This is a genomic window from Pseudomonas sp. A6 (assembly GCF_052367875.1).
Taxonomy (GTDB): Bacteria; Pseudomonadota; Gammaproteobacteria; order Pseudomonadales; family Pseudomonadaceae; genus Pseudomonas; species Pseudomonas citronellolis.
The window spans coordinates 1,286,179-1,307,289 of sequence record NZ_CP198970.1 but is presented as its reverse complement, the minus strand read 5'-3'; the positions used below and the strand labels follow the sequence as shown (position 1 = coordinate 1,307,289).

Genomic DNA, 21,111 nt, shown 5'->3' with positions numbered 1-21,111 from the left:
ATCGGGGCTGCCCTTCCAGAACAAGAACACGGGATTCCCTCATGCGCCGCCTACTATTCGTCCTGCTCGCCTGCTTCTGCCTGCCCGCCTTCGCCGCCGGCGACTGGAAGCCCTTCCCCTACGACCAGAGCACCTTCGACTACTCCGGCGACAAGCTGCGCAGCGCCTGGCCACGGCTGACCCGCGGCTTCGGCGACTACCCCTTCCCCGACGCCGACTGGGTGACGAAGATGGCCGCCGCCCACCCGGACGCGGTGGCGAAGACTGTCGCCGCCGGCAGCGGCTTCAGCGGCAGGCCAGAGGAGGCCCAGGCCTATGCCGAGAAGCTGCAGGACGTATGGCGCAAGCTGTTCCGCGGCGACTTCGCCCAGGCCAAACAGGACGGCCTGGCCCTGGGCGTCGGCGGCCAGGTGCCGGCGATGTTCGCCCAGGTGCTCTACGCCATGTTCCTGGCCCCGGCGGCGGACAAGCAGCAACTGCTGGAAGAGGTGATCAGCTACACCGACCAGGCCGGCCCGCTGCTCAACGCCGACCCCATCGCCCAGTTCGGCCGCGCCTACGCCAAGGCGCGGCTGGCCGAGGAACTGCCGGTCCCGGTGGTGCTCAAGCGCGGCTACACCAGCGACATTCCCAAGGAACTGGACGCGATCCTCGCCAGGCGGCCCGGCCAGCCCTTCGCCCTGGCGCTGTACGGCGGCTACGAGGCCGGGGTGATCCGCAAGGTCGGCAAGCTGGTCGGGCGCATGACCTACGGCGTCAGCGCGGACAAGATGGAGACCTACTTCGCCCGCTCCTTCCGCGCCAGCGACGACCTGCCCATCGGGCACTACGAATATGCCAATGCGTTGGGTTATGTGTATGGCGACGACGAACAGGACAAGGCGCTGGAACAGTTGAGGAAAGCGGTGGCGATCAAGCCGATCAATGCCATGGAGGCGCTGGAAGTGGCGCATGCGAAGCAGTTGTTGCAGAAGGCTGAGGCGGCGCGGACTGCGCAGCGCTGAACGCTTTTCGTAGGAGCGAGCTTGCTCGCGAAGGGGGTTTGCCGGCGGTGCTTGGTGTTCGTCCCGAAGAGCCCCTCTCCCTAACCCTCGGCTGCGCGCCCCGCCCTAAAGGGAGAGGGGACTGTCCGTGCCAACGGGCATATCGGCGTTCGCCGGCAGCATCACGGTAGCAATGAGCACTGAGATTGCGCTTTATGCCGTACGGCCCCTCTCCCTTCAGGGAGAGGGTTGGGGAGAGGGAAAGGAACCAAACGGATGCACTAGCGCCACCTGTAAATCCCCTTCGCGAGCAAGCTCGCTCCTACGAAGAGCCCAAAACGAAAAAGGGCTGCCATCCGGCAGCCCTTTTCGCATCGGCACGACCCCATCAAGGCCGGTGCGGCCGGCTGAGGAACTCGTGGGACTGCATCTCCAGCAGGCGGCTCAGGGTGCGCTGGAACTCGAACTCCAGGCGCCCGCCGGTGTACAGGTCCTTCAGCTCCACCTCGGCGGAGATGATCAGCTTGACGTTGCGGTCGTAGAACTCGTCCACCAGGTTGATGAAGCGGCGGGCCATGTCGTCCTTGGCCACGTTCATCTGCTCGACGTTGGAAATCAGCACCGCGTGGAAGATCTTCGCCAGCTCGATGTAGTCGTTCTGGCTGCGCGGGCCGTCACACAGCTCGCGGTACTCGAACCAGGCCACGTCGTCGCAGGTCAGGCGCGCGCGGATCTCGCGGTTCTCGATCATCAGCACGTCGTCGCGGGTGGCCGCGGCGCATTCCGGGGTGAGCTTGCGGAAGTCGCGAGCCATGGCCTGCTCGGCCTGTTCGGTGAGCGGCCAGTGGTACAGCTCGGCCTGCTCCAGGGCGCGCAGGCGGTAGTCCACGCCGCTGTCGACGTTGACCACCTCGGTGTGCTCCTTGAGCAGGGCGATGGCCGGCAGGAAGCGGGCGCGCTGCAGGCCGTCACGGTACAGGCCGTCGGGCACGATGTTGGAGGTCGCCACCAGGCTGACGCCGTTCTTGAACAGTTCCTCCAGCAAGGTCGCGAGGATCATGGCGTCGGTGATGTCGGAGACGAAGAATTCATCGAAGCAGATCACCCGGGCCTCGTCGGCGAAGCGCTTGCCGATGATGGTCAGCGGGTTCTTCTCGCCCTTGAGGGTCTTCATTTCCTCGTGCACGCGCTTCATGAAGCGGTGGAAGTGCGTGCGCATCTTCTGCTTGAACGGCAGCGCGTCGAAGAAAGTGTCCACCAGGTAGGTCTTGCCGCGGCCTACGCCGCCCCAGAAGTACAGGCCCTTGACCGGCCCGTTGGACTTCTTGCCGAGCAACTTGCCGAACAGCCCGGGCTTGGCCTGGTCGGCCGCCAGCAGGTCGTCATATAGACGCTGCAGGTGCTTCACGGCATTGGCCTGGGCCGCATCGTGGAAGAAATCGGGACGTTTGAGGTCTTCCTGGTAGCGCTGAAGGGGCGTCATGATCGGTAGCAAGGCAACGAAAACGGGGCCGACACTTTAGCGACGGCCCCGCTTCTTGGCAATCGGCCATCCGTCGAGGATGGCTGTGTGCGGGCTTACTCCTGCGCCGCCAGGGCCTCGCGCACGCGCTCGATGGCGGCGTCACGGCTGGCGGCGTCGGCGAACTCGGGGCTTTGCGCCACGGCCGCGCCATCCAGCCACAGGGCGAAGGCATTGCCTTCGGCGCGCAGATCCAGCGCCTCGCCGCCCTGCAGGCGCTTGCTCACCGCACCGGCGGACTTGCCGTCGGCGAAGGCGTTGGACAGCAGCAGCTGCTCGCCGGCGGCGTCCAGCAGGCGGAAGCGGAAGCTGCCGTCATCCTCGCGGAAGCTGACGATGCGTGCGATCTTGGCGGCCTTCTTCTTGCCCTCGCCGGCCACCTGCACCTGCTCGCGGAACGAGCGCAGGCCTACGGCCTCGCGCAGCTCGCCGAGGAACGGGGTGGCGATGCGGCGGGCCTTGGCGGCGCCGGCCAGGAGGATGTCCTCCAGGTCGCCCGGGCGGGTGATCAGCGTGTGGTAGCGCTCGCGGGCCTCGCCCAGCTCGGCTTCCAGCAGTTCGTAGAGGCGCTGCTTGGCCTCGCCCCAGGCCAGGCCTTCGAGCAGCGCGGCGCGGAATTCGGCCAGCTGCGCCGGCGTGGCGAAGGCCTGGTAGAGGGTGAACAGGTGCGAGTTGTCCGGGTCCTTCGGCTCGCCAGGGGCGCGGGAGTCGGTGACGATGCGGGCGATGGCATCCTTGAGCTGCTTGCTGCTGCCGAACAGCGGGATGGTGTTGTCGTAGCTCTTGGACATCTTGCGCCCGTCCAGGCCCGGCAGGGTCGCCACTTCTTCCTCGATCACCACTTCCGGCAGGGTGAACAGCTCCTTGCCGTTGCCGAACAGGTGGTTGAAGCGCTGACCGATGTCGCGGGCCATTTCCACGTGCTGGATCTGGTCGCGGCCGACCGGCACCTTGTGCGCGTTGAACATCAGGATGTCCGCGGCCATCAGGATCGGGTAGCTGTACAGGCCCATGCTGACGCCGGCGTCCGGGTCTTCCCCGGCCTCGACGTTCTTGTCCACCGAGGCCTTGTAGGCGTGGGCGCGGTTGAGCAGGCCCTTGGCGCTGACGCAGGTCAGCAGCCAGGTCAGCTCGGGGATTTCGGGAATGTCGGACTGGCGGTAGAAGGTCGCCTTGTCGGTATCCAGGCCCAGGGCCAGCCAGGTGGCGGCGATCTCCAGGCGCGAGCGCTGGATGCGCAGCGGGTCGTCGCACTTGATCAGCGCGTGGTAGTCGGCCAGGAAGTAGAACGAATCGGCCTGCGGGTCGCGGCTGGCGACGATCGCCGGGCGGATGGCGCCAGCGTAGTTGCCCAGGTGCGGGGTGCCGGTGGTGGTGATGCCGGTGAGGATGCGGGTCGTCATGGGATACCAGAAATCAGCGCGGGAAAAATGAGCGGCCTGGATGTTAACCCGCGGCGCCGGCCGGCGCGAGCCGGGGCTGCAGCAGGTCCTTGAGCTCGATCAGCTTGCCGTGGAAGAAGTGGCTGCACCCGGGCACGCGCAGCAGTTCGTGGGGCAGCGCCAGCGACTCGCTCCAGGCGTAGACGCGGGCCGGGGTCACCACTTCGTCATCTTCGGGCTGTACCACGGTGATGGGACACTGCCGCGGCAGCTCGACCGCGAAGCGCTCCACCGGCGGCGCCAGCATGAACAGGTGGCGCAGGGCCACGCCCTGCCCTTCCAGGCGCGCCGCGGCATTGCCAGCCACGCAGGAGCCGAAGGAGAAGCCCATCGGCGTCAACGGCAGGCCGGGATGTTGCTCGCCGAGCCAGCGGGCCACGGCCAAGGCGTCATCGATTTCGCCACGGCCTTCGGCGTAGCTGCCAGCGCTCTGGCCGACGCCACGGAAGTTGAAACGCAGGGTGGCGTAGCCGGCGTCACGGGCGATGCGCTGCAGGGTGGCGACCACCTTGTTCTGCATGGTGCCGGCGAACAGCGGGTGCGGATGGCAGATCAGCGCCACGCCGATGGCGTCGGGGGTGTCCAGGTGCAGGGCTTCCAGGGGGCCGTCCGGGCCATCGATGAACAGGGGGATTTCGCGGGTGGACAAACAACAACTCCGTGACCCCGAAGCGGGTCGTCTCGTCTAGCTCGATACCGCGCCGACACCGAGGCCTCGCCCCGTGGTATACAGCGCAGGTGCAAGCCGCTAACGTAAAGCAAAGCCGTCTATAGAGGAAGGATTCGCGTGGAACAGTCCCTCACCACCTGGTTGGTCCCGGTCATCGCTCTGCTCGTCGGGGCCGCTGTCGGCTTCCTGATCGCGCGCCTGCTGCCCAGCGCCGCACCCAACCGCATGCAACGCCAGGTCGATGACCTGCAGGAACGCTTCGACAGTTACCAGCGCGAGGTGGTGACGCACTTCAACACCACTGCCAGCCTGGTGAAGAAGCTCACCCAGAGCTACCAGGACGTCCAGGAACACCTGTCCGAGAGCGCCGAGCGCCTGGCCCTGGACGAGCAGACCAAGCAGCGCCTGCTGGCCGCCCTGCACGCCGAGGACAGCTACCCCGAACGCCGCGAGCGCCTGACCCCGCCGGCCAGCCAGGAAGCGCCGAAGGACTACGCGCCGAAGACCGGCGAAGGCCCCGGCACCCTGGACGAGACCTACGGCCTCAAGCGCAAGCTCTGAGCCCGCAGCGCCCGCAGAAAAGCCCCGCCATGGCGGGGCTTTTTCATTTCAGAAGCGACCTACAGGCACTGGCGACGAGCATCCCCTGTAGGAGCGGACTCCGTCCGCGATAGTCAGCCCTCCACTCGGAGGCTGATTCATGGACAGAGCACAGCGGGCATCCTGGCAATCCGGACACAAAGCCCTGCGCAAAGGCAGGGCCTCTGCTCCCAGTGGAATCTATCTCCTCACTGCCACCACCTCAGGGCGAAAACCCCTGTTCGCAAATTTCCGCTTCGCCTGCATCGTTGCCAGTTGCTTCGAGCAACCTCTAGCACTTGGAACGAATCGCCTGCTGGCCTGGGTGTTGATGCCAGACCACGCTCATTGGCTGCTGGAACTGGGAAAGGGCGAGCGGCTGGAAACCAGCGTGGGGCGTTTGAAGGCCGTAAGCGCCCGCCAGCTCAATGACTGGCGGATGGCACATGGAGCAGTCTGGGCTGCCGCTTTTCATGACCATGCGCTGCGACGGGAGGAGGACCTGTTGCCCACGGCCCGTTACATCATTGCCAATCCCGTGCGTGCGGGGTTGACCAGGCAGGTTGGCGATTATCCTTTCTGGAATGCGGTGTGGCTTTGAACAATCGCGGACGGAGTCCGCTCCTACAACTCCTCGTGAGGCGTGACGTTCTGACCTGTAGGAGCGGACTTTGTCCGCGATGATCGAAGATGTCGGCGCGGATCACGGATGAAGTCCTACGCCGCCCCCACCATGCACCCCATGCAGGAGCGCGCCCTGCGCGCGAATCGCGGACGGAGTCCGCTCCTACAGCTCACCGTGAGGCGTGGCGTTCCGGCCCCCGTCGAGCACCAAAGAAAAAGCCCCGCCTAGGCGGGGCTTTTCACAACGCCGTCGCGATCAGATCGCGCCGCGCTGGCGCAGCAGGTCGAGGACCGCTTTCACGCCCTCTTCCACCGACTGGTGGTGGGTGTCGATCACCAGGTCGGCATCCAGCGGCACGTCGTAGGGGAAGGACTCGCCGGGGATGTTGTCCTGGCCGGCCGCGTACAGGCCCTGCGGGTCGCGTTCGCGGCAGACCTGCGGCGATGCCTGGACGTAGACGGTGATCAGGCGCTCGTCGCCGATCAGCGCCTTGGCCTGCTCGCGACCTTCGGCGCTGGGGGCGACGAAGGCGCACAGGCTGATCAGCCCCGCTTCGTTGAACTGCCTGGCGACGTGGGCGGTGCGCAGCCAGTTCTCGGTGCGCCCGGCGCGGTCCTGCGGCAGGCCCTTGTTCAGGTCGTGGCGCAGGTTCTGGCCGTCCAGCACGTAGACCGCACGCCCCATGTCGAACAGCTTGCGCTCCAGGGCGTAGGCCAGGGTGCTCTTGCCGGCGCCGGAGAGGCCGCTGAACAGCACCGTGGCCGGCTGCTGGCCGAAGCGCGCAGAGCGCTCCTCGCGGCTCACGTGGGCGCCCTGGCCGTGGTGGCTGGCATGGCTCTGGCCGGCCTGCGGCGCGGCGATGATCATGCCGGCGCCGACGGTGCCGTTGGTCAGCCGGTCGATGACGATGAAGGCGCCGGTGGTGCGGTTCTGCGCGTAGCCGTCGAGGGCGATGGGCGCATCCAGGCTGACCTTCACGCGGGCGATCTCGTTGAGCTTGAGTTCGCTGGCGGCGGTCTCTTCCAGGGTGTTCACGTCCACCTTGTGGGCGATGCTCGGGATCGAGCCCGGCACATAGCTGGTGGCGCGCTTGATGTCGTATTTCTTGCCCGGGAGCATGGGCTCCTCGGCCATCCACACGAGCATGGCGTCGAAGCCGTCGGTGACCAGCGGGCGGTTGTCGGCATGCACCAGCATGTCGCCGCGGGAGACGTCGATCTCGTCTTCCAGGGTCAGGGTGATGGCCTGGCCGGGACCGGCGTGTTCCAGCTCGCCCTCGAAGGTGACGATGGACTTGACCTTGCTACCCTTGCCCGACGGCAGCGCCACGACCTCGTCGCCCTTGCGCACGATGCCGCTGGCCAGGGTACCGGCGAAGCCGCGGAAGTTCAGGTTCGGGCGGTTGACGTACTGCACCGGGAAGCGCATGTCGTCCAGGTTGCGGTCGCCGGCGATCTCGACGGTCTCGAGGATCTCCATCAGCGACTGGCCGGTGTACCAGGGCGAACGCTCGGACTTGTTGACCACGTTGTCGCCCTTGAGCGCCGACATGGGGACGAAGTGCAGCGAGTTGGCCTTGAGGTTGATCTTCTCGGCGAACTGCAGGTAGTCGGCCTTGATCTGCTCGAAGACGCCCTGGTCGAAGTCCTTCAGGTCCATCTTGTTGATGGCCACGACTATGTGCTTGATGCCCAGCAAGGATGCAATGAAGCTGTGCCGGCGGGTCTGCGTCTGCACGCCGTAGCGGGCGTCGATCAGGATGATGGCCAGGTCGCAGGTGGAGGCGCCGGTGGCCATGTTGCGGGTGTACTGCTCATGGCCGGGGGTGTCGGCGATGATGAACTTGCGCCTGGCGGTGCTGAAGTAGCGGTACGCCACGTCGATGGTGATGCCCTGCTCGCGCTCGGCCTGCAGGCCGTCGACCAGCAGCGCCAGGTCGACTTCGTCGCCGGTGGTGCCGACCTTCTTGGAGTCCTTGGTGATAGCTTCCAGATGGTCTTCGTAGATCATCTTGGAGTCGTGCAGCAGGCGCCCGATCAGGGTGCTCTTGCCATCGTCGACGTTGCCGCAGGTGAGGAAGCGCAGCAGTTCCTTGCGCTCGTGCTGGGCCAGGTAGGCGAGGATGTCCTCGCTGATCAGGTCAGACTGGTGGGACATGGTCTTTCTCTATCGCTGAAGGCTTGAGGCTGGAGGCTGAACGAACAAGCGCACCTAGCAAGCCGATAATTCATGGACGTTGAAGTCGTTTTAGAAGGCCGGAAAGCATCGCCGCGATGCGCTTGCATCGCTCGATCCAGTCCCGGCCGATCTCGGCCGATATGAAGCCGACTTCAACACCTATATAAATCTGAGTTCTCAACTCCGAGCACGAGCCCTTGGCCATGCTCAGAAAGTAACGCTTTTCCTTGTCGCCATCCCGCGTCATGCCTTCGGCAATGTTGCTGGGAACGGACAGGGCCGATCGGGTGATCTGATCCTTGAAACCGGAGTCTCGGCAGCCAGCCAGCGCCCGATAGACATCAACCGAAAGCCTTGCGGAGAGCTTCCATACATCGAGTCGTTCGAAATCCATTTCGTCCAGCCTCAAGCCTTCCAGCGCTTTTTTCGGCTTTTAAAAATACCCTTGTCGCTTCTTCTCTTCCATCGAACCGGCCTGGTCGTGGTCGATGACCCGGCCCTGGCGTTCGGAAGTGCGCGTCAGCAGCATTTCCTGGATGATTTCCGGCAGCGTGGTGGCGGTGGATTCCACCGCGCCGGTCAGCGGGTAGCAGCCCAGGGTGCGGAAGCGCACCATCTTCTTCTGGATGCTGGCCTTCTGCTCGTCGCTGAGGTGTTCGAGGATGCGCTCGTCGTCGATCATGATCAGCGCGCCGTTCATCTCGATCACTTCGCGCTCGGCGGCGAAGTACAGCGGGACGATCGGGATCTGTTCCAGGTAGATGTATTGCCAGATGTCCAGCTCGGTCCAGTTGGACAGCGGGAAGACGCGGATCGACTCGCCCTTCTTCACCTTGCCGTTGTAGACGTTCCACAGCTCCGGGCGCTGGTTCTTCGGGTCCCAGCGGTGCTTGCTGTCGCGGAAGGAGTAGACGCGCTCCTTGGCGCGGGACTTCTCCTCGTCGCGGCGGGCGCCACCGAAGGCGGCGTCGAAGCCGTACTTGTCGAGCGCCTGCTTGAGGCCCTCGGTCTTCATGATGTCGGTGTGCTTGGCGCTGCCGTGGGTGAAGGGGTTGATGTCCTGGGCCACGCCATCGGGGTTGATGTGGGTGATCAGGTCCAGGCCCATCTCCTCGACCATCTTGTCGCGGAAGCGGTACATCTCCTGGAATTTCCAGCGGGTGTCGACGTGCATCACCGGGAACGGCAGCTTGCCGGGGAAGAAGGCCTTGCGCGCGAGATGCAGCATCACCGCGCTGTCCTTGCCGATCGAGTACAGCATCACCGGGTTGTCGAACTCGGCGGCCACCTCGCGGATGATGTGGATGCTTTCCGCCTCCAGCTGTTTCAGATGCGTCAGTTTGTCGACCATGGCTACTCACGGAATTGCTTATGGACGGCCTTCGGGCCGTAGACGAGGGCGCACTCTACCACAACGTCAGACTCTAACCGGGCGGCCACTTATACCGAAAGAATATACCCATATAGCCACTTGTCAGACCGCGCCAGCGCCCAGGAGACTAAGGCCCCGGGCCTGGCCGGGCAGATGGGGCGCGCCGCTGGAAACGAGATATCCACAGACCCCCGCCTCTCCGACGAACAGCCCTTCACCCGCAAAGCCGCCATCCGCCCCGGGCCCGGAAACAGATTCAGGAGGAAGCGCATCCCGCCCTCCGCTAGAGTAGGCCCCGGTAAGCGCCCCCATCTGCGCTACCCTATTCCTCATTCCCCACGCCCCAGCAGATTTCCCATGCGCCGCATCGCTCCGCTCCTGCCCCTGTTCCTCCTCATCGCCGCCTGCAGCAGCAAGCCCACCTCGCCGACGCCGGCAGCCGCCCCGCAGAAAAGCGCCGCCACCAACACGACGCGCCTGTACGCCCCGGCAAACCCGGTTCAGCCGATCAGCCCGCTGACCGGCGACTTCGCCAACAACCCCAACGCCCAGCGCTTCGTCGACCGGATGGTCAGCCTGCACGGCTTCGATCGCCAGCAGCTGCAGGACGTGCTGGGCCGCACCCAGCGCCTGGACTGGGTGATCCGCCTGATGGACCGCCAGGCGCCGACCTACCAGGCGCCTAGCGGGCCGAACGGCGCCTGGCTGCGCTACCGCAAGAAGTTCATCACCCCGGACAACATCCAGAACGGCGTGGCCTTCTGGAACCAGTACGAAGACGCCCTCGAGCGCGCCTCGAAGACCTACGGCGTGCCGCCGGAGATCATCGTCGGCATCATTGGCGTGGAAACCCGCTGGGGCCGGGTGATGGGCAAGACGCGGATCATGGATGCCCTGGCCACCCTGGCCTTCGACTACCCGCGGCGCGCCGACTTCTTCGCCGGCGAGCTGGAGCAGTTCCTCCTGCTGTCGCGCAAGGAGCGCGACGACCCGCTGGCCCTGCGCGGCTCCTACGCCGGCGCCATGGGCTACGGCCAGTTCATGCCAACCTCGTTCGCCCGCTACGCGGTGGACTTCGATGGCGACGGCCACGTCGACCTGTGGGACCCGCAGGACGCCATCGGCAGCGTCGCCAACTATTTCCAGCAGCACGGCTGGGTCACCCACGACAGCATCGCCGTGCCGGCCAGCGGCCAGGCGCGCGGGCTCGAGGATGGCTTCAAGACGCAGTATCCGCTCCAGACGCTGAGCGCCGCCGGGCTGCGCCCGCAGGCCCCGCTGGGCAAGCACCGGAGCGCCAGCCTGCTGCGCCTGGACATGGGCCGCAACTACCAGTACTGGTACGGCCTGCCGAACTTCTACGTGATCACCCGCTACAACCACAGCACCCACTACGCGATGGCGGTCTGGCAGCTCGGCGCGGCCGTGGACCAGGCCCGGCGCCGCTACGCCTCGACGCCGTGAGCCCCCGCGGCGCTCAGGCGGGGTTCGGGCAGTCGATGAAGCTGTGCTCGATGCCGAAGCGCTCGGCCAGGTAGCGGCCCAGCGCCTGCACGCCGTAGCGCTCGGTGGCGTGGTGGCCGGCGGCGATGAAGGTGATGCCGTTCTCGCGGGCGCTGTGCACCGTCTGCTCGGAGACCTCGCCGGTGAGGTAGGCGTCCACGCCCGCCGCGATGGCCTGGTCGATGTAACCCTGGGCGCCGCCGGTGCACCAGGCGATGCGCCGGATCGGCCGCTCGCCTTCCACCAGCAGCGGCTCGCGGCCCAGCACCCGGGCCACGTGGGCGGCGAAATCGGCCGGCGCCACGGGGGCCGCGGGCGCGCCCAGCAGCACGATGGAACGCGGGTTGCCCGGCTCCAGCGGGCCCTCGATGTCCAGGCCGAGCTGCTGGCCCAGCTGCACGTTGTTGCCCACCTGCGGGTGCAGGTCCAGCGGCAGGTGGTAGGCGATCAGGCTGATGTCGTGGGCCAGCAGGGTCTTCAGGCGGCGCTGCTTCATGCCCACCACGCAAGGGTTCTCGCCCTTCCAGAAGTAGCCATGGTGGACCAGCACCGCATCGGCCTGCGCGGCCACTGCCGCGTCCAGCAGCGCCTGGCTGGCGGTCACGCCGCTGACGATGCGCCGCACCTGCGGCCGGCCCTGCACCTGCAGGCCATTGGGGCAGTAGTCCTGGATGCGCGCGGCGTCCAGGTAGCGGTCGGCCTCTTCGACCAGCGCGGTCAGATCGATCGCCATCGAATTTCCTCCAGGCATTAGGGGAGACGGCTATTTTCTTGCCACGCCGCCCGTATAATGGCGGCCACCCTAGCGGCCTTCCCCAGGCCGAGCAACCCCCAAGGATCGTCCTCCGATGCTGAAGGCCCTGCGTTTTCTCGGCTGGCCCGCGCTTGTCGGCGTCTTGCTGGCGCTGCTGATCATCCAGCGTAACCCCGAATGGGTCGGCCTGCCCGAACAGGAAGTCCACCTGCAGCAGGCGCCCCTGCTCAGCCGCCTGCAGCAGGGCCCCGGAACCTATGCCGACGCCGTGACCCGCGCCGCGCCGGCGGTGGCCAACCTGTACACCACCAAGATGGTCAGCCGGCCGGGCAACTCGATGCTCGACGACCCACTGTTCCGCCGCTTCTTCGGCGACAACCTGCCGCAGCAGAAGCGCATGGAGTCGAGCCTGGGCTCGGCGGTGATCATGAGCCCCGAGGGCTACCTGCTGACCAACAACCACGTCACCGCCGGCGCCGACCAGATAGTCGTGGCCCTGCGCGACGGCCGCGAAACCACGGCGCGCCTGGTCGGCAGCGACCCGGAAACCGACCTCGCGGTGCTCAAGATCGACCTCAAGGACCTGCCGGTGATGACCCTCGGGCGCTCCGACGGCATCCGCACCGGCGACGTCTGCCTGGCCATCGGCAACCCCTTCGGCGTGGGCCAGACGGTGACCATGGGCATCATCAGCGCCACCGGCCGCAACCAGCTGGGGCTGAACACCTACGAAGACTTCATCCAGACCGACGCGGCGATCAACCCGGGCAACTCCGGCGGCGCCCTGGTCGACGCCAGCGGCAACCTGGTGGGCATCAACACCGCCATCTTCTCCAAGTCCGGCGGCTCCCAGGGCATCGGCTTCGCCATCCCGATCAAGCTGGCGCTGGAGGTGATGAAGTCGATCGTCGAGCACGGCTCGGTGATCCGAGGCTGGCTGGGCGTCGAGGTGCAGCCGCTGACGCCGGAGCTGGCCGAGTCCTTCGGCCTGCAGGACCAGGGCGGGGTGGTGGTCGCCGGTGTCTACCGCGACGGCCCGGCCGCCCAGTCCGGCATGCAGCCGGGCGACATCATCCTCGACATCGACGGCAAGAAGGCCGCCGACGGCCGCACCGCGATGAACCAGGTGGCGCGCACCAAGCCGGGCGAGAAGATCAACATCCAGGTGCTGCGCAACGGCAAGCACGTCACCCTGGAGGCGGAAGTGGGCCTGCGCCCGCCGCCCACTCCGCCGGTGCAGCAACCGCAGCAGCAGTAACGAAGAACGGCGCCCGAGGGCGCCGTTTCTTTTTCAGCCGGGCGTGGCTCAGAGCCGCGCGCGCAGAGCGTCCAGCAGCGCCTGGTTCTGCTCCTCGGTGCCGATGCTGATGCGCAGGAACTGGGCGATGCGCGCCTGCTTGAAGTGGCGGACGATCACACCCTGCTCGCGCAGGCCGGCGGCCAGTTCGGCGGCGTCGTGCTGCGGGTGGCGGGCGAAGATGAAGTTGGCCGCCGACGGCAGCACCTCGAAGCCCATGCCGCTCAGCTCGCCGACCAGCTTCTCGCGGCTGTCGATCACCGCCTGGCAGGTGCGCTGGAAGTACTCGCGGTCCTCGAAGGCGGCGATGGCGCCGGCCTGGGCCACGCGGTCCAGCGGGTAGGAGTTGAAGCTGTTCTTGACCCGCTCCAGGGCCTCGATCAGGTCCTCGTGGCCGACCGCCAGGCCGACGCGCAGCCCGGCCAGGGAACGCGACTTGGACAGCGTCTGCGCCACCAGCAGGTTCGGGTAGCGCTCCACCAGGCCGATGGCCGTCTCGCCGCCGAAGTCGACGTAGGCCTCGTCCACCAGCACCACGCTGTCCGGGTTGGCCAGCAGCAGGCGCTCGATGGCTTCCAGCGGCAGCAGGCAGCCGGTCGGCGCGTTGGGGTTGGGGAAGATGATGCCGGCGTTGGGGCGGGCGTAGTCCTCGACGCGGATCTGGAACTGCTCGTCCAGCGCCAGCGCCTCGAAGGGAATGCCGTAGAGGCCGCAGTACACCGGGTAGAAGCTGTAGGTCACGTCGGGGAACAGCAGCGGCCGGCCGTCGTGCTGGAACAGCGCGTGGAAGGCGTGGGCCAGCACTTCGTCGGAGCCGTTGCCGACGAACACCTGGCCCGGGCGCACGCCGTAGTAGTCGGCGATGGTCTGCTTCAGGCGGTCGGCGTTGGGGTCCGGGTACAGCCGCAGGGCGTCGCCCAACTCGGCCTGCATGGCGGCCAGCGCCTTGGGCGACGGGCCATAGGGGTTCTCGTTGGTGTTCAGCTTGACCAGCTTGGCCAGCTTGGGTTGCTCACCCGGCACGTAGGGCACCAGGTCCTTGACGAAGGGGCTCCAGAACTTGCTCATCGCCCTCTCTCCTTTAAAAGATTCGCTGAAGGCTGGAGGCTGGAGGCTGAACGAAAAGGCGAAACCCACTTCGTCCAGCCTCAAGCCTCCAGCGGCTTTTATCGGTTTTTATCGGCTTTTCAGCCCTTGATCCGGTATTCGGCGCTGCGCGCGTGGGCGGTCAGCGACTCGCCGCGAGCCAGGACCGAGGCGGTCTTGCCGAGCACCGAGGCGCCGTCGGCCGAGCAGAAGATGATCGACGAGCGCTTCTGGAAGTCGTACACGCCCAGCGGCGAGGAGAAGCGCGCGGTGCCGGAGGTGGGCAGCACGTGGTTCGGGCCTGCGCAGTAGTCGCCCAGGGCCTCGGCGGTGTAGCGGCCCATGAAGATGGCGCCGGCGTGGCGGATGTTCGGCAGCCAGCTTTGCGGGTCGGCCACCGACAGCTCCAGGTGCTCCGGGGCGATGCGGTTGGCCACCTGGCAGGCCTGGGCCTGGTCGGCGACCTGGATCAGCGCGCCGCGGTTGCCCAGCGAGGTGCGGATGATCTCGGCGCGCTCCATGGTCGGCAGCAGCTTCTCGATGCTGGCGGCGACCTTGTCGAGGAAGGCCGCGTCCGGGCTGACCAGGATCGACTGGGCGTCCTCGTCGTGCTCGGCCTGGGAGAACAGGTCCATGGCGATCCAGTCCGGGTCGGTGCCGCCGTCGCAGACCACGAGGATTTCCGAGGGGCCGGCGATCATGTCGATGCCCACCTGGCCGAACACGTGGCGCTTGGCGGTGGCCACGTAGATGTTGCCCGGGCCGACGATCTTGTCCACCTGGGGCACGCTCTCGGTGCCGTAGGCCAGCGCGGCCACAGCCTGGGCGCCGCCGATGGTGAAGACGCGGTCGACGCCGGCGATGCAGGCGGCGGCGAGGACGATCTCGTTGATCTCGCCACGCGGCGTCGGCACCACCATCACCACTTCGGCGACGCCGGCGACCTTGGCGGGAATCGCGTTCATCAGCACCGACGAGGGATAGGAGGCCTTGCCGCCGGGCACATACAGGCCGGCTCGGTCCAGCGGGGTGACCTGCTGGCCGAGCACGGTGCCGTCGGCCTCGGTGTAGCGCCAGGAGTCCTGTTTCTGCTTCTCGTGGTAGCTGCGCACGCGCTCGGCGGCGGTTTCCAGCGCCTCGCGCTGGGCCGGGGTGATGCGCGTCAGGGCCAGTTCCAGGCGCTCGCGCGGCAGGATCAGGTCGGCCATGCTGGCGACCGCGAGGCCGTCGAAGCGCTGGGTGAACTCGACCAGGGCGGCGTCGCCACGGCTGCGCACGTCAGCGATGATGTCCAGCACGCGCTGGTTCACGGCGTCGTCGGACACGCTTTCCCAGGACAGCAGATGGTCCAGATGACGCGCGAAGTCCGGATCGGCGGCGTTGAGTCGACGGATGGCGAAGGGTGCGGTCATAGCTGGCCTCTTAAAATTGGCGTGATCTCGGGCGCCGCTAGACTAGCAAGCCCACCGTGCGGGCACCCGAGAAAATTTGGCTATGACACGGATAGGCGGGCGCGGCGGGAAGGCCGCGCAGGGAATTACGCCCGGTGTCGAGACTCCACCGCTTCACGCAGAGTGTCGATCAGGGCCTGGATGCGCGCGTGCTGCATCTTCATCGAGGCCTTGTTGACGATCAGCCGCGAGCTGATGTGGGCGATCAGCTCCTGGGGTTCCAGGCCGTTGGCGCGCAGGGTGTTGCCGGTGTCGACCACGTCGATGATCTTGTCGGCCAGGCCGACCAGCGGCGCCAGCTCCATGGAGCCGTACAGCTTGATCACCTCGACCTGGCGGCCCTGCTCGGCGTAGTAGCGCTTGGCCACGTTGACGAACTTGGTGGCCACCCGCAGGCGCCCCTTGGGCTCGGCCGCGCCGACCGCGCCGGCGGTCATCAGCTTGCAGTTGGCGATCTTCAGGTCCAGCGGCTCGTACAGCCCCTGGCCGCCGTACTCGAGCAGCACGTCCTTGCCGGCCACGCCGAGGTCGGCGGCGCCGTGCTCGACGTAGGTCGGCACGTCGGTGGCGCGGACGATCAGCAGGCGCACGTCGTCGAGGCTGGTGGGGATGATCAGCTTGCGGCTCTTGTCCGGGTTCTCGGTCGGCACTATGCCTGCCGCTGCGAGCAGCGGCAGGGTGTCATCGAGGATCCGGCCCTTGGACAGGGCGATGGTCAGCATGTCTGGTCAGCCCTAGCCCGGTACGCGGCGGATCTTGGCGCCGAGCAGTTGCAGCTTCTCTTCGATGCACTCGTAGCCACGGTCGATGTGGTAGATGCGGTCGATCAGGGTGTCGCCCTCGGCCACAAGGCCAGCGATCACCAGGCTGGCGGAAGCGCGCAGGTCGGTGGCCATGACCGGGGCGCCCTTGAGCTGCGGCACGCCGGTGACGATGGCGGTGTTGCCTTCGACGAGGATCTGCGCGCCCATGCGGTTCATCTCGTAGACATGCATGAAGCGGTTCTCGAACACGGTCTCGATCACCGCGCCGGTGCCTTCGGCCACGGCGTTCAGCGAGATGAACTGGGCCTGCATGTCGGTCGGGAACGCCGGGTACGGCGCGGTGCGGATGTTCACCGCCTTCGGCCGGTTGCCCTTCATGTCCAGTTCGATCCAGTCGTTGCCGGTGTTGATGTGCGCGCCGGCCTCTTCCAGCTTCAGCAGCACCGCCTCGAGGATGGTCGGGTCGGTGTCCTTGAGCTTGACGCGGCCGCCGGTGGCGGCAGCAGCGACCAGGTAGGTGCCGGTCTCGATGCGGTCGGGCAGCACGTTGTACTTGGCGCCGCCCAGGCGCTTCACGCCATCGATGATGATGGTATCGGTGCCGGCGCCCTGGATCTGCGCGCCCATGGCGATCAGGCAGTTGGCCAGGTCGACCACCTCAGGCTCGCGGGCGGCGTTTTCCAGCACGGTGCGGCCGTTGGCCAGGGCCGCGGCCATCATGATGTTCTCGGTACCGGTCACGGACACGGTATCGAAGAAGAAGTGCGCGCCACGCAGGCCGCCGGCCGGGGCCTTGGCCTTGATGTAGCCGCCTTCGACGGTGATCTGCGCGCCCATGGCCTCGAGGCCGCGGATGTGCAGGTCGACCGGACGCGAACCGATGGCGCAGCCGCCGGGCAGGGCCACTTCGGCCTCGCCGAAGCGCGCGACCATCGGGCCGAGCACCAGGATCGAGGCGCGCATGGTCTTCACCAGCTCATAGGGCGCGACCAGGGTCCTGATGCTGTTGGCGTCGACTTCGACGTTGAGCTTCTCGTTGATCACCGGCTGCACGCCCATACGACCGAACAGCTCGATCATGGTGGTGATGTCATGCAGGTGCGGCAGGTTGCACACGGTGACCGGAGTGTCCGCCAGCAGGGTGGCGGCGAGGATCGGCAGCGCGGAGTTCTTGGCGCCGGAGATGCGGATTTCGCCGTCGAGACGGGAACCGCCGGTAATGATCAGTTTGTCCATAGCAGGTATATCCCCGGCGGCTCAGGAACGCTCGGCCCAGGCGGCGCGGCTGAAGAATTTCATGGTCACGGCATGGATGGCGCCACTGGCGATCCATTCGTTAAGGTGCGCGTAGATCTGCTGCTGACGTTTCACCGGGCTCAGACCGGCCAGTTCGTCACTGATCAGGTTCAGCTGGAAGTTGCAGCCTTCGCCTTCCACTTCGACCTGGGTACCCGGGAGCTTGGCTTCCAGGATGTTCTTGACTTCAATCGCCTGCATGCTCGACCTCGATCGGCGCTCAACGCGCGCGGGCCGGCAATGATACAAAAAAGCCCCCCGCCTGCGAACCCCGCCAGGGGAAGTCGCGGACGGAGGGCCTTTCGAGCACCCCGATCAGCCCTGCAGCGGCAGGATGCCGTCGAGGTCGCTGACCTTGGCGATGTCTTGCATGTCTTTCGGCAAGCCGCGAACCTGCAGGCTCTTGCCCGCCTGGTGCGCATCGCGCAGGAAGGCCAGCAACAGCGACAGGCCGACGCTGCTGGACTTCTCCACCGCCGAACAATCCACCACCAACTGCTGGGCGCCGCTCGCGGCGATCAGGGCCTTGCCCTGCTCGCGCAGCTGCGTGCCGCTGCGGTAGTCGAGCACCCCGGCCAGGCGCAGCTCGCCGGCCGCGCCCTCGCTGATGCTGGCGGCGCTGGTCATTGCGCGCCACCCTCGTCCGGGTTGCCCTTGGCGGCATCCTTGGCATGGGCGACCACCTGGTCCCAACTGGCGATGGTCTTCTCCAGGTCGTTGCCGTTCTTCTGCATGGAGTCGGCGAACTGGTCGCGGAACAGCTTGCCGATGTTGATGCCGTTGATGATCACGTTGCGCAGGCGCCAGGTCCCCGACTGGTTGACCATGGTGTACTGCACCGGATAGACGGTGCCCTTGCTGTCACGGATCTCCATGTTCACGCTGGAGCGCTCCGGGTCCTGCTTGCCGGTGGACGGCAGCACGCGGATGTCCTGGTTGTCGTACTCGAGCAGGGCGTTGCCGTAGAACTGCATCAGGCTGTTCTTGAACACCGTCTCGAAGCGCTTGATCTGCTCCGGGGAGGCCTGGCGCGAATACTTGACGGTCATCACGCCCTTGGCGATGCCCTCGGAGTCCACCACCGGGCCGAGGATGCGGTCCAGGGCGGCGTAGAGCTGCTTGGGATCGGCGCGGTAGGCCGGCTTATTGGCCTTGAGGTCGGACAGCAGGTTGTCGACGGTCTGCTGCACCACCTGCTGCGCATTGGGCGCGGCGTTGGCGATCAGCGGCAGTGCTGCGAGCAGGACCAGCAGGCCGCGGCGCAGGAGAGTCAGCATGGCGTTCATCCTCATCATCGTCATTGCTTCTTGGGCTCTTCTTTGTTGACCGAGTTCAACAGGAACTTGCCGATCAGGTCCTCCAGCACCAGCGCGGACTGGGTGTCGTGGATGACGCCGCCGTCCGTGAGCATCTTGTCGTCGCCGCCGACGCTGATGCCGATGTATTTCTCGCCCAGCAGGCCTGCGGTGAGGATAGACGCGGTGGAGTCGTCCGGCAGGTTGTTGACGCTCTTGTTGATCTCCATGGTCACCCGGCCACGGTAGCTGTCGTGATCCAGGTCCACGGCGACCACCTTGCCGATGGTCACGCCGGCCATGGTCACCTTGCCGCGCACGGTCACGCCGGCGACGTTGTCGAAGTAGGCATACAGCTGGTAGGTGTCATTGGAATGCCCGATGGTCAGGCCGCTGACACGCAGCGCCAGCAGCAGCAGGGCCAGCAGGCCGCCGAGAAGAAACAGGCCTACACCGATTTCCAGGGTGCGGGTTTGCATCAGAAGTCTCCAAACATCAAAGCGGTCAGTATGAAGTCCAGCCCCAGTACCGCCAGGGAGGCATAGACCACGGTTCGAGTCGTTGCGCGGCTGATCCCTTCGGAGGTCGGCTCGCAGTCATAGCCCTGGAACACGGCGATCCAGGTCACCACGAAGGCGAACACCACGCTCTTGATCACGCCATTGAGCACATCCTCGCCGAATTGCACGCTGTTCTGCATGTTCGACCAGAAGGAACCCTCGTATACGCCCAGCCAGTCGACGGCGACGGCGGCGCCGCCCCAGATGCCGACCACGCTGAAGATCGCCGCCAGGAGCGGCATCGAGATGAAGCCGGCCCACAGGCGCGGCGCGATCACGTAGCGCAGCGGGTCGACGCCGATCATCTCCAGGCTGGAGAGCTGTTCGGTGGACTTCATGTTGCCGATCTCGGCGGTCAGCGCCGAGCCGGCGCGGCCGGCGAACAGCAGGCCGGTCACCACCGGACCCAGTTCGCGCAGCAGGGTCAGGGCCACCATCTGCCCCACCGCCTGCTCCGAACCATAGTCCTTGAGGATGTTGTAGCCCTGCAGGGCCAGCACCATGCCGATGAAGATGCCCGAAACCACGACGATCGCCAGCGACAGCACGCCCACCGAGTACAGCTGCTTGATCAGCAACTGGCCCATGCCGCCGGGCACCCGGCGGCCGAGCATGGCGTGGCCGAGGAACAGCGTGGAACGGCCGAGCGCCTCGAGCACGTCGAGGCCCGACCGCCCGAGCAGGCGAATCCGCTCGAGCAGTGAAGTCTTGCGCATCAGCGTTCCCCCAGCAGGTCGGCGCGATAGTCGCGCGCGGGATAGTGGAAGGGCACCGGACCATCCGGAATCCCCTTCATGAACTGGCGCACGCGCGGATCGTCGAGCTCCTTGAGCTCCGCCGGCGTGCCCTGCCCCAGCACCTTGCCGTCGCCGACGATATAGATGTAGTCGGCGATGCTGGCGGTTTCCGCCAGGTCGTGGGAGACCACGATGCTGGTGATGCCCAGGGCATCGTTGAGCAGGCGGATAAGCCGCACCAGCACGCCCATGGCGATCGGGTCCTGGCCGACGAAGGGTTCGTCGTACATGAGGATCTGCGGGTCCAGGGCGATCGCCCGGGCCAGCGCCACGCGGCGCTTCATGCCGCCGGACAGCTCGTCCGGCATCAGCTCCAGCGCCCCGCGCAGGCCCACGGCCTGCAGCTTCATCAGGACGATGTCGCGGATCATCTCCTCGGGCAGGTCGGTGTGCACCCGCAGCGGGAAGGCGACGTTCTCGAACACGTCCAGGTCGGTGAACAGCGCGCCGCTCTGGAACAGCACGCCGAACTGCTTGCGCATGTCGAACAGGTCGGCGCGGGCCAGCTTCGGCAGGTTCTGCCCGTTGACCATGACGTCGCCCTTGACCGGGCGCAGCTGTGCGGCGATCAGGCGCAGCAAGGTGGTCTTGCCGCAACCCGACGGCCCCATGATGCCGGTGACCTTGCCGCGCGGAATACGGATATCCACGTTGTCGAAGATGGCGCGGGTACCGCGCTTGAAGGTGACCCCCTTCAGCTCGACAGCGTATTTTTCATCGGTGCTCATAGAACTCCTTGCATGACGGCCCTGTCCCTGCAATGCCCCGTCGAACCGTCGGAACACGGTAACGCAAGACAGGCCGAACGGCGGCGAACTATAGCATTGGCGCGCGCGGCGGCCCAAGGCCCGCCGCCGGCGATTCAGCTCGGATTCAGCTTTCCCTGTGCAAGATCCGGTATCGGCAGGGTGAAGCCCGGGCCGCTTTACCGTTATAA

General features: G+C 66.4%; 22 protein-coding genes. 5 read left to right on the top strand and 17 right to left on the bottom strand.

The window, feature by feature from the left end; translation table 11 throughout:
* The first annotated feature begins 41 nt into the window (after nucleotides 1–41).
* Nucleotides 42–1,004 (top strand): hypothetical protein, encoded by a 963-nt coding sequence (locus ACTWJ5_RS05935; protein WP_444437763.1) that lies wholly within the window; start codon nucleotides 42–44, stop codon nucleotides 1,002–1,004.
* Between the two features lie 367 nt (nucleotides 1,005–1,371).
* Here the strand turns inward: ACTWJ5_RS05935 and zapE are convergent, their stop codons facing one another.
* From zapE to ACTWJ5_RS05920, 3 genes are all read right to left on the bottom strand, one after another.
* On the bottom strand, nucleotides 1,372–2,466 hold the full coding sequence (gene zapE / locus ACTWJ5_RS05930) for a cell division protein ZapE (RefSeq protein ID WP_043272363.1): 1,095 nt from the start codon (nucleotides 2,464–2,466) through the stop codon (nucleotides 1,372–1,374).
* 95 nt (nucleotides 2,467–2,561) lie between these two features.
* Nucleotides 2,562–3,908, bottom strand: a complete 1,347-nt coding sequence (locus ACTWJ5_RS05925; protein WP_444437761.1) for a tryptophan--tRNA ligase — start codon at nucleotides 3,906–3,908, stop codon at nucleotides 2,562–2,564.
* 43 nt (nucleotides 3,909–3,951) lie between these two features.
* The gene (locus ACTWJ5_RS05920; RefSeq protein ID WP_253391835.1) at nucleotides 3,952–4,596 is read right to left on the bottom strand and encodes an alpha/beta hydrolase; all 645 of its coding nucleotides are present in this window, start codon (nucleotides 4,594–4,596) and stop codon (nucleotides 3,952–3,954) included.
* A gap of 138 nt (nucleotides 4,597–4,734) precedes the next feature.
* On the opposite strand from ACTWJ5_RS05920, the gene ACTWJ5_RS05915 reads away from it, so the two are divergent.
* Both ACTWJ5_RS05915 and ACTWJ5_RS05910 read left to right on the top strand, forming a co-directional pair.
* The gene (locus ACTWJ5_RS05915; protein WP_074977731.1) at nucleotides 4,735–5,178 is read left to right on the top strand and encodes a YhcB family protein; all 444 of its coding nucleotides are present in this window, start codon (nucleotides 4,735–4,737) and stop codon (nucleotides 5,176–5,178) included.
* 139 nt (nucleotides 5,179–5,317) lie between these two features.
* A complete protein-coding gene (locus ACTWJ5_RS05910) occupies nucleotides 5,318–5,797 on the top strand; it encodes an REP-associated tyrosine transposase (RefSeq protein WP_444437758.1) in 480 nt (159 codons plus the stop codon).
* A gap of 279 nt (nucleotides 5,798–6,076) precedes the next feature.
* On the opposite strand, the gene cysN is transcribed toward ACTWJ5_RS05910, so the two are convergent.
* From cysN to cysD, 3 genes are all read right to left on the bottom strand, one after another.
* Nucleotides 6,077–7,978 carry a sulfate adenylyltransferase subunit CysN gene (gene cysN, locus ACTWJ5_RS05905; protein ID WP_253412197.1) on the bottom strand — a complete coding sequence of 634 codons (1,902 nt, stop codon included), beginning with the start codon at nucleotides 7,976–7,978 and terminating at the stop codon, nucleotides 6,077–6,079.
* 70 nt (nucleotides 7,979–8,048) lie between these two features.
* A complete protein-coding gene (locus ACTWJ5_RS05900) occupies nucleotides 8,049–8,393 on the bottom strand; it encodes a four helix bundle protein (protein ID WP_444437756.1) in 345 nt (114 codons plus the stop codon).
* 39 nt (nucleotides 8,394–8,432) lie between these two features.
* Nucleotides 8,433–9,350 carry a sulfate adenylyltransferase subunit CysD gene (gene cysD, locus ACTWJ5_RS05895; protein WP_043272357.1) on the bottom strand — a complete coding sequence of 306 codons (918 nt, stop codon included), beginning with the start codon at nucleotides 9,348–9,350 and terminating at the stop codon, nucleotides 8,433–8,435.
* Nucleotides 9,351–9,728: 378 nt separating this feature from the next.
* On the opposite strand from cysD, the gene mltB reads away from it, so the two are divergent.
* Complete coding sequence (gene mltB / locus ACTWJ5_RS05890; RefSeq protein ID WP_444437754.1) at nucleotides 9,729–10,835, top strand: lytic murein transglycosylase B; 1,107 nt, start codon at nucleotides 9,729–9,731, stop codon at nucleotides 10,833–10,835.
* Nucleotides 10,836–10,848: 13 nt separating this feature from the next.
* Here the strand turns inward: mltB and ACTWJ5_RS05885 are convergent, their stop codons facing one another.
* Nucleotides 10,849–11,607: a Nif3-like dinuclear metal center hexameric protein gene (locus ACTWJ5_RS05885; RefSeq protein ID WP_069861851.1), complete on the bottom strand. Its 759-nt coding sequence runs from the start codon at nucleotides 11,605–11,607 to the stop codon at nucleotides 10,849–10,851.
* Between the two features lie 115 nt (nucleotides 11,608–11,722).
* Here ACTWJ5_RS05885 and algW point away from each other — a divergent pair, with 115 nt between their 5' ends.
* On the top strand, nucleotides 11,723–12,886 hold the full coding sequence (gene algW, locus ACTWJ5_RS05880; RefSeq protein WP_074977718.1) for a Do family serine endopeptidase AlgW: 1,164 nt from the start codon (nucleotides 11,723–11,725) through the stop codon (nucleotides 12,884–12,886).
* A gap of 48 nt (nucleotides 12,887–12,934) precedes the next feature.
* Here the strand turns inward: algW and hisC are convergent, their stop codons facing one another.
* The 10 genes from hisC to ACTWJ5_RS05830 all read right to left on the bottom strand — a co-directional run bounded on the left by hisC (nucleotide 12,935) and on the right by ACTWJ5_RS05830 (nucleotide 20,902).
* Nucleotides 12,935–13,993, bottom strand: a complete 1,059-nt coding sequence (gene hisC / locus ACTWJ5_RS05875) for a histidinol-phosphate transaminase (RefSeq protein ID WP_444437751.1) — start codon at nucleotides 13,991–13,993, stop codon at nucleotides 12,935–12,937.
* Nucleotides 13,994–14,112: 119 nt separating this feature from the next.
* Entirely contained in the window at nucleotides 14,113–15,423 is a 1,311-nt protein-coding gene (hisD, locus tag ACTWJ5_RS05870) for a histidinol dehydrogenase (RefSeq protein WP_116422602.1), read from the bottom strand.
* 125 nt (nucleotides 15,424–15,548) lie between these two features.
* Nucleotides 15,549–16,184, bottom strand: coding sequence for an ATP phosphoribosyltransferase (gene hisG, locus ACTWJ5_RS05865; protein ID WP_009617828.1), 636 nt, complete (start codon nucleotides 16,182–16,184; stop codon nucleotides 15,549–15,551).
* Nucleotides 16,185–16,196: 12 nt separating this feature from the next.
* Nucleotides 16,197–17,462: a UDP-N-acetylglucosamine 1-carboxyvinyltransferase gene (gene murA, locus ACTWJ5_RS05860; protein WP_058071415.1), complete on the bottom strand. Its 1,266-nt coding sequence runs from the start codon at nucleotides 17,460–17,462 to the stop codon at nucleotides 16,197–16,199.
* A gap of 21 nt (nucleotides 17,463–17,483) precedes the next feature.
* Complete coding sequence (locus ACTWJ5_RS05855) at nucleotides 17,484–17,723, bottom strand: BolA family protein (protein WP_009617824.1); 240 nt, start codon at nucleotides 17,721–17,723, stop codon at nucleotides 17,484–17,486.
* Nucleotides 17,724–17,837: 114 nt separating this feature from the next.
* Nucleotides 17,838–18,149 (bottom strand): STAS domain-containing protein, encoded by a 312-nt coding sequence (locus tag ACTWJ5_RS05850; RefSeq protein ID WP_058488600.1) that lies wholly within the window; start codon nucleotides 18,147–18,149, stop codon nucleotides 17,838–17,840.
* Entirely contained in the window at nucleotides 18,146–18,799 is a 654-nt protein-coding gene (locus ACTWJ5_RS05845; RefSeq protein WP_074977833.1) for an MlaC/ttg2D family ABC transporter substrate-binding protein, read from the bottom strand. The genes ACTWJ5_RS05850 and ACTWJ5_RS05845 overlap by 4 nt, the downstream gene beginning before the upstream one ends.
* A 20-nt stretch (nucleotides 18,800–18,819) precedes the next feature.
* Nucleotides 18,820–19,296: an outer membrane lipid asymmetry maintenance protein MlaD gene (gene mlaD, locus ACTWJ5_RS05840; protein WP_009617817.1), complete on the bottom strand. Its 477-nt coding sequence runs from the start codon at nucleotides 19,294–19,296 to the stop codon at nucleotides 18,820–18,822.
* Entirely contained in the window at nucleotides 19,296–20,093 is a 798-nt protein-coding gene (mlaE, locus tag ACTWJ5_RS05835) for a lipid asymmetry maintenance ABC transporter permease subunit MlaE (protein WP_074977709.1), read from the bottom strand. The genes mlaD and mlaE overlap by 1 nt, the downstream gene beginning before the upstream one ends.
* Nucleotides 20,093–20,902: an ATP-binding cassette domain-containing protein gene (locus ACTWJ5_RS05830; protein ID WP_074977706.1), complete on the bottom strand. Its 810-nt coding sequence runs from the start codon at nucleotides 20,900–20,902 to the stop codon at nucleotides 20,093–20,095. The genes mlaE and ACTWJ5_RS05830 overlap by 1 nt, the downstream gene beginning before the upstream one ends.
* Nucleotides 20,903–21,111: the final 209 nt, after the last annotated feature.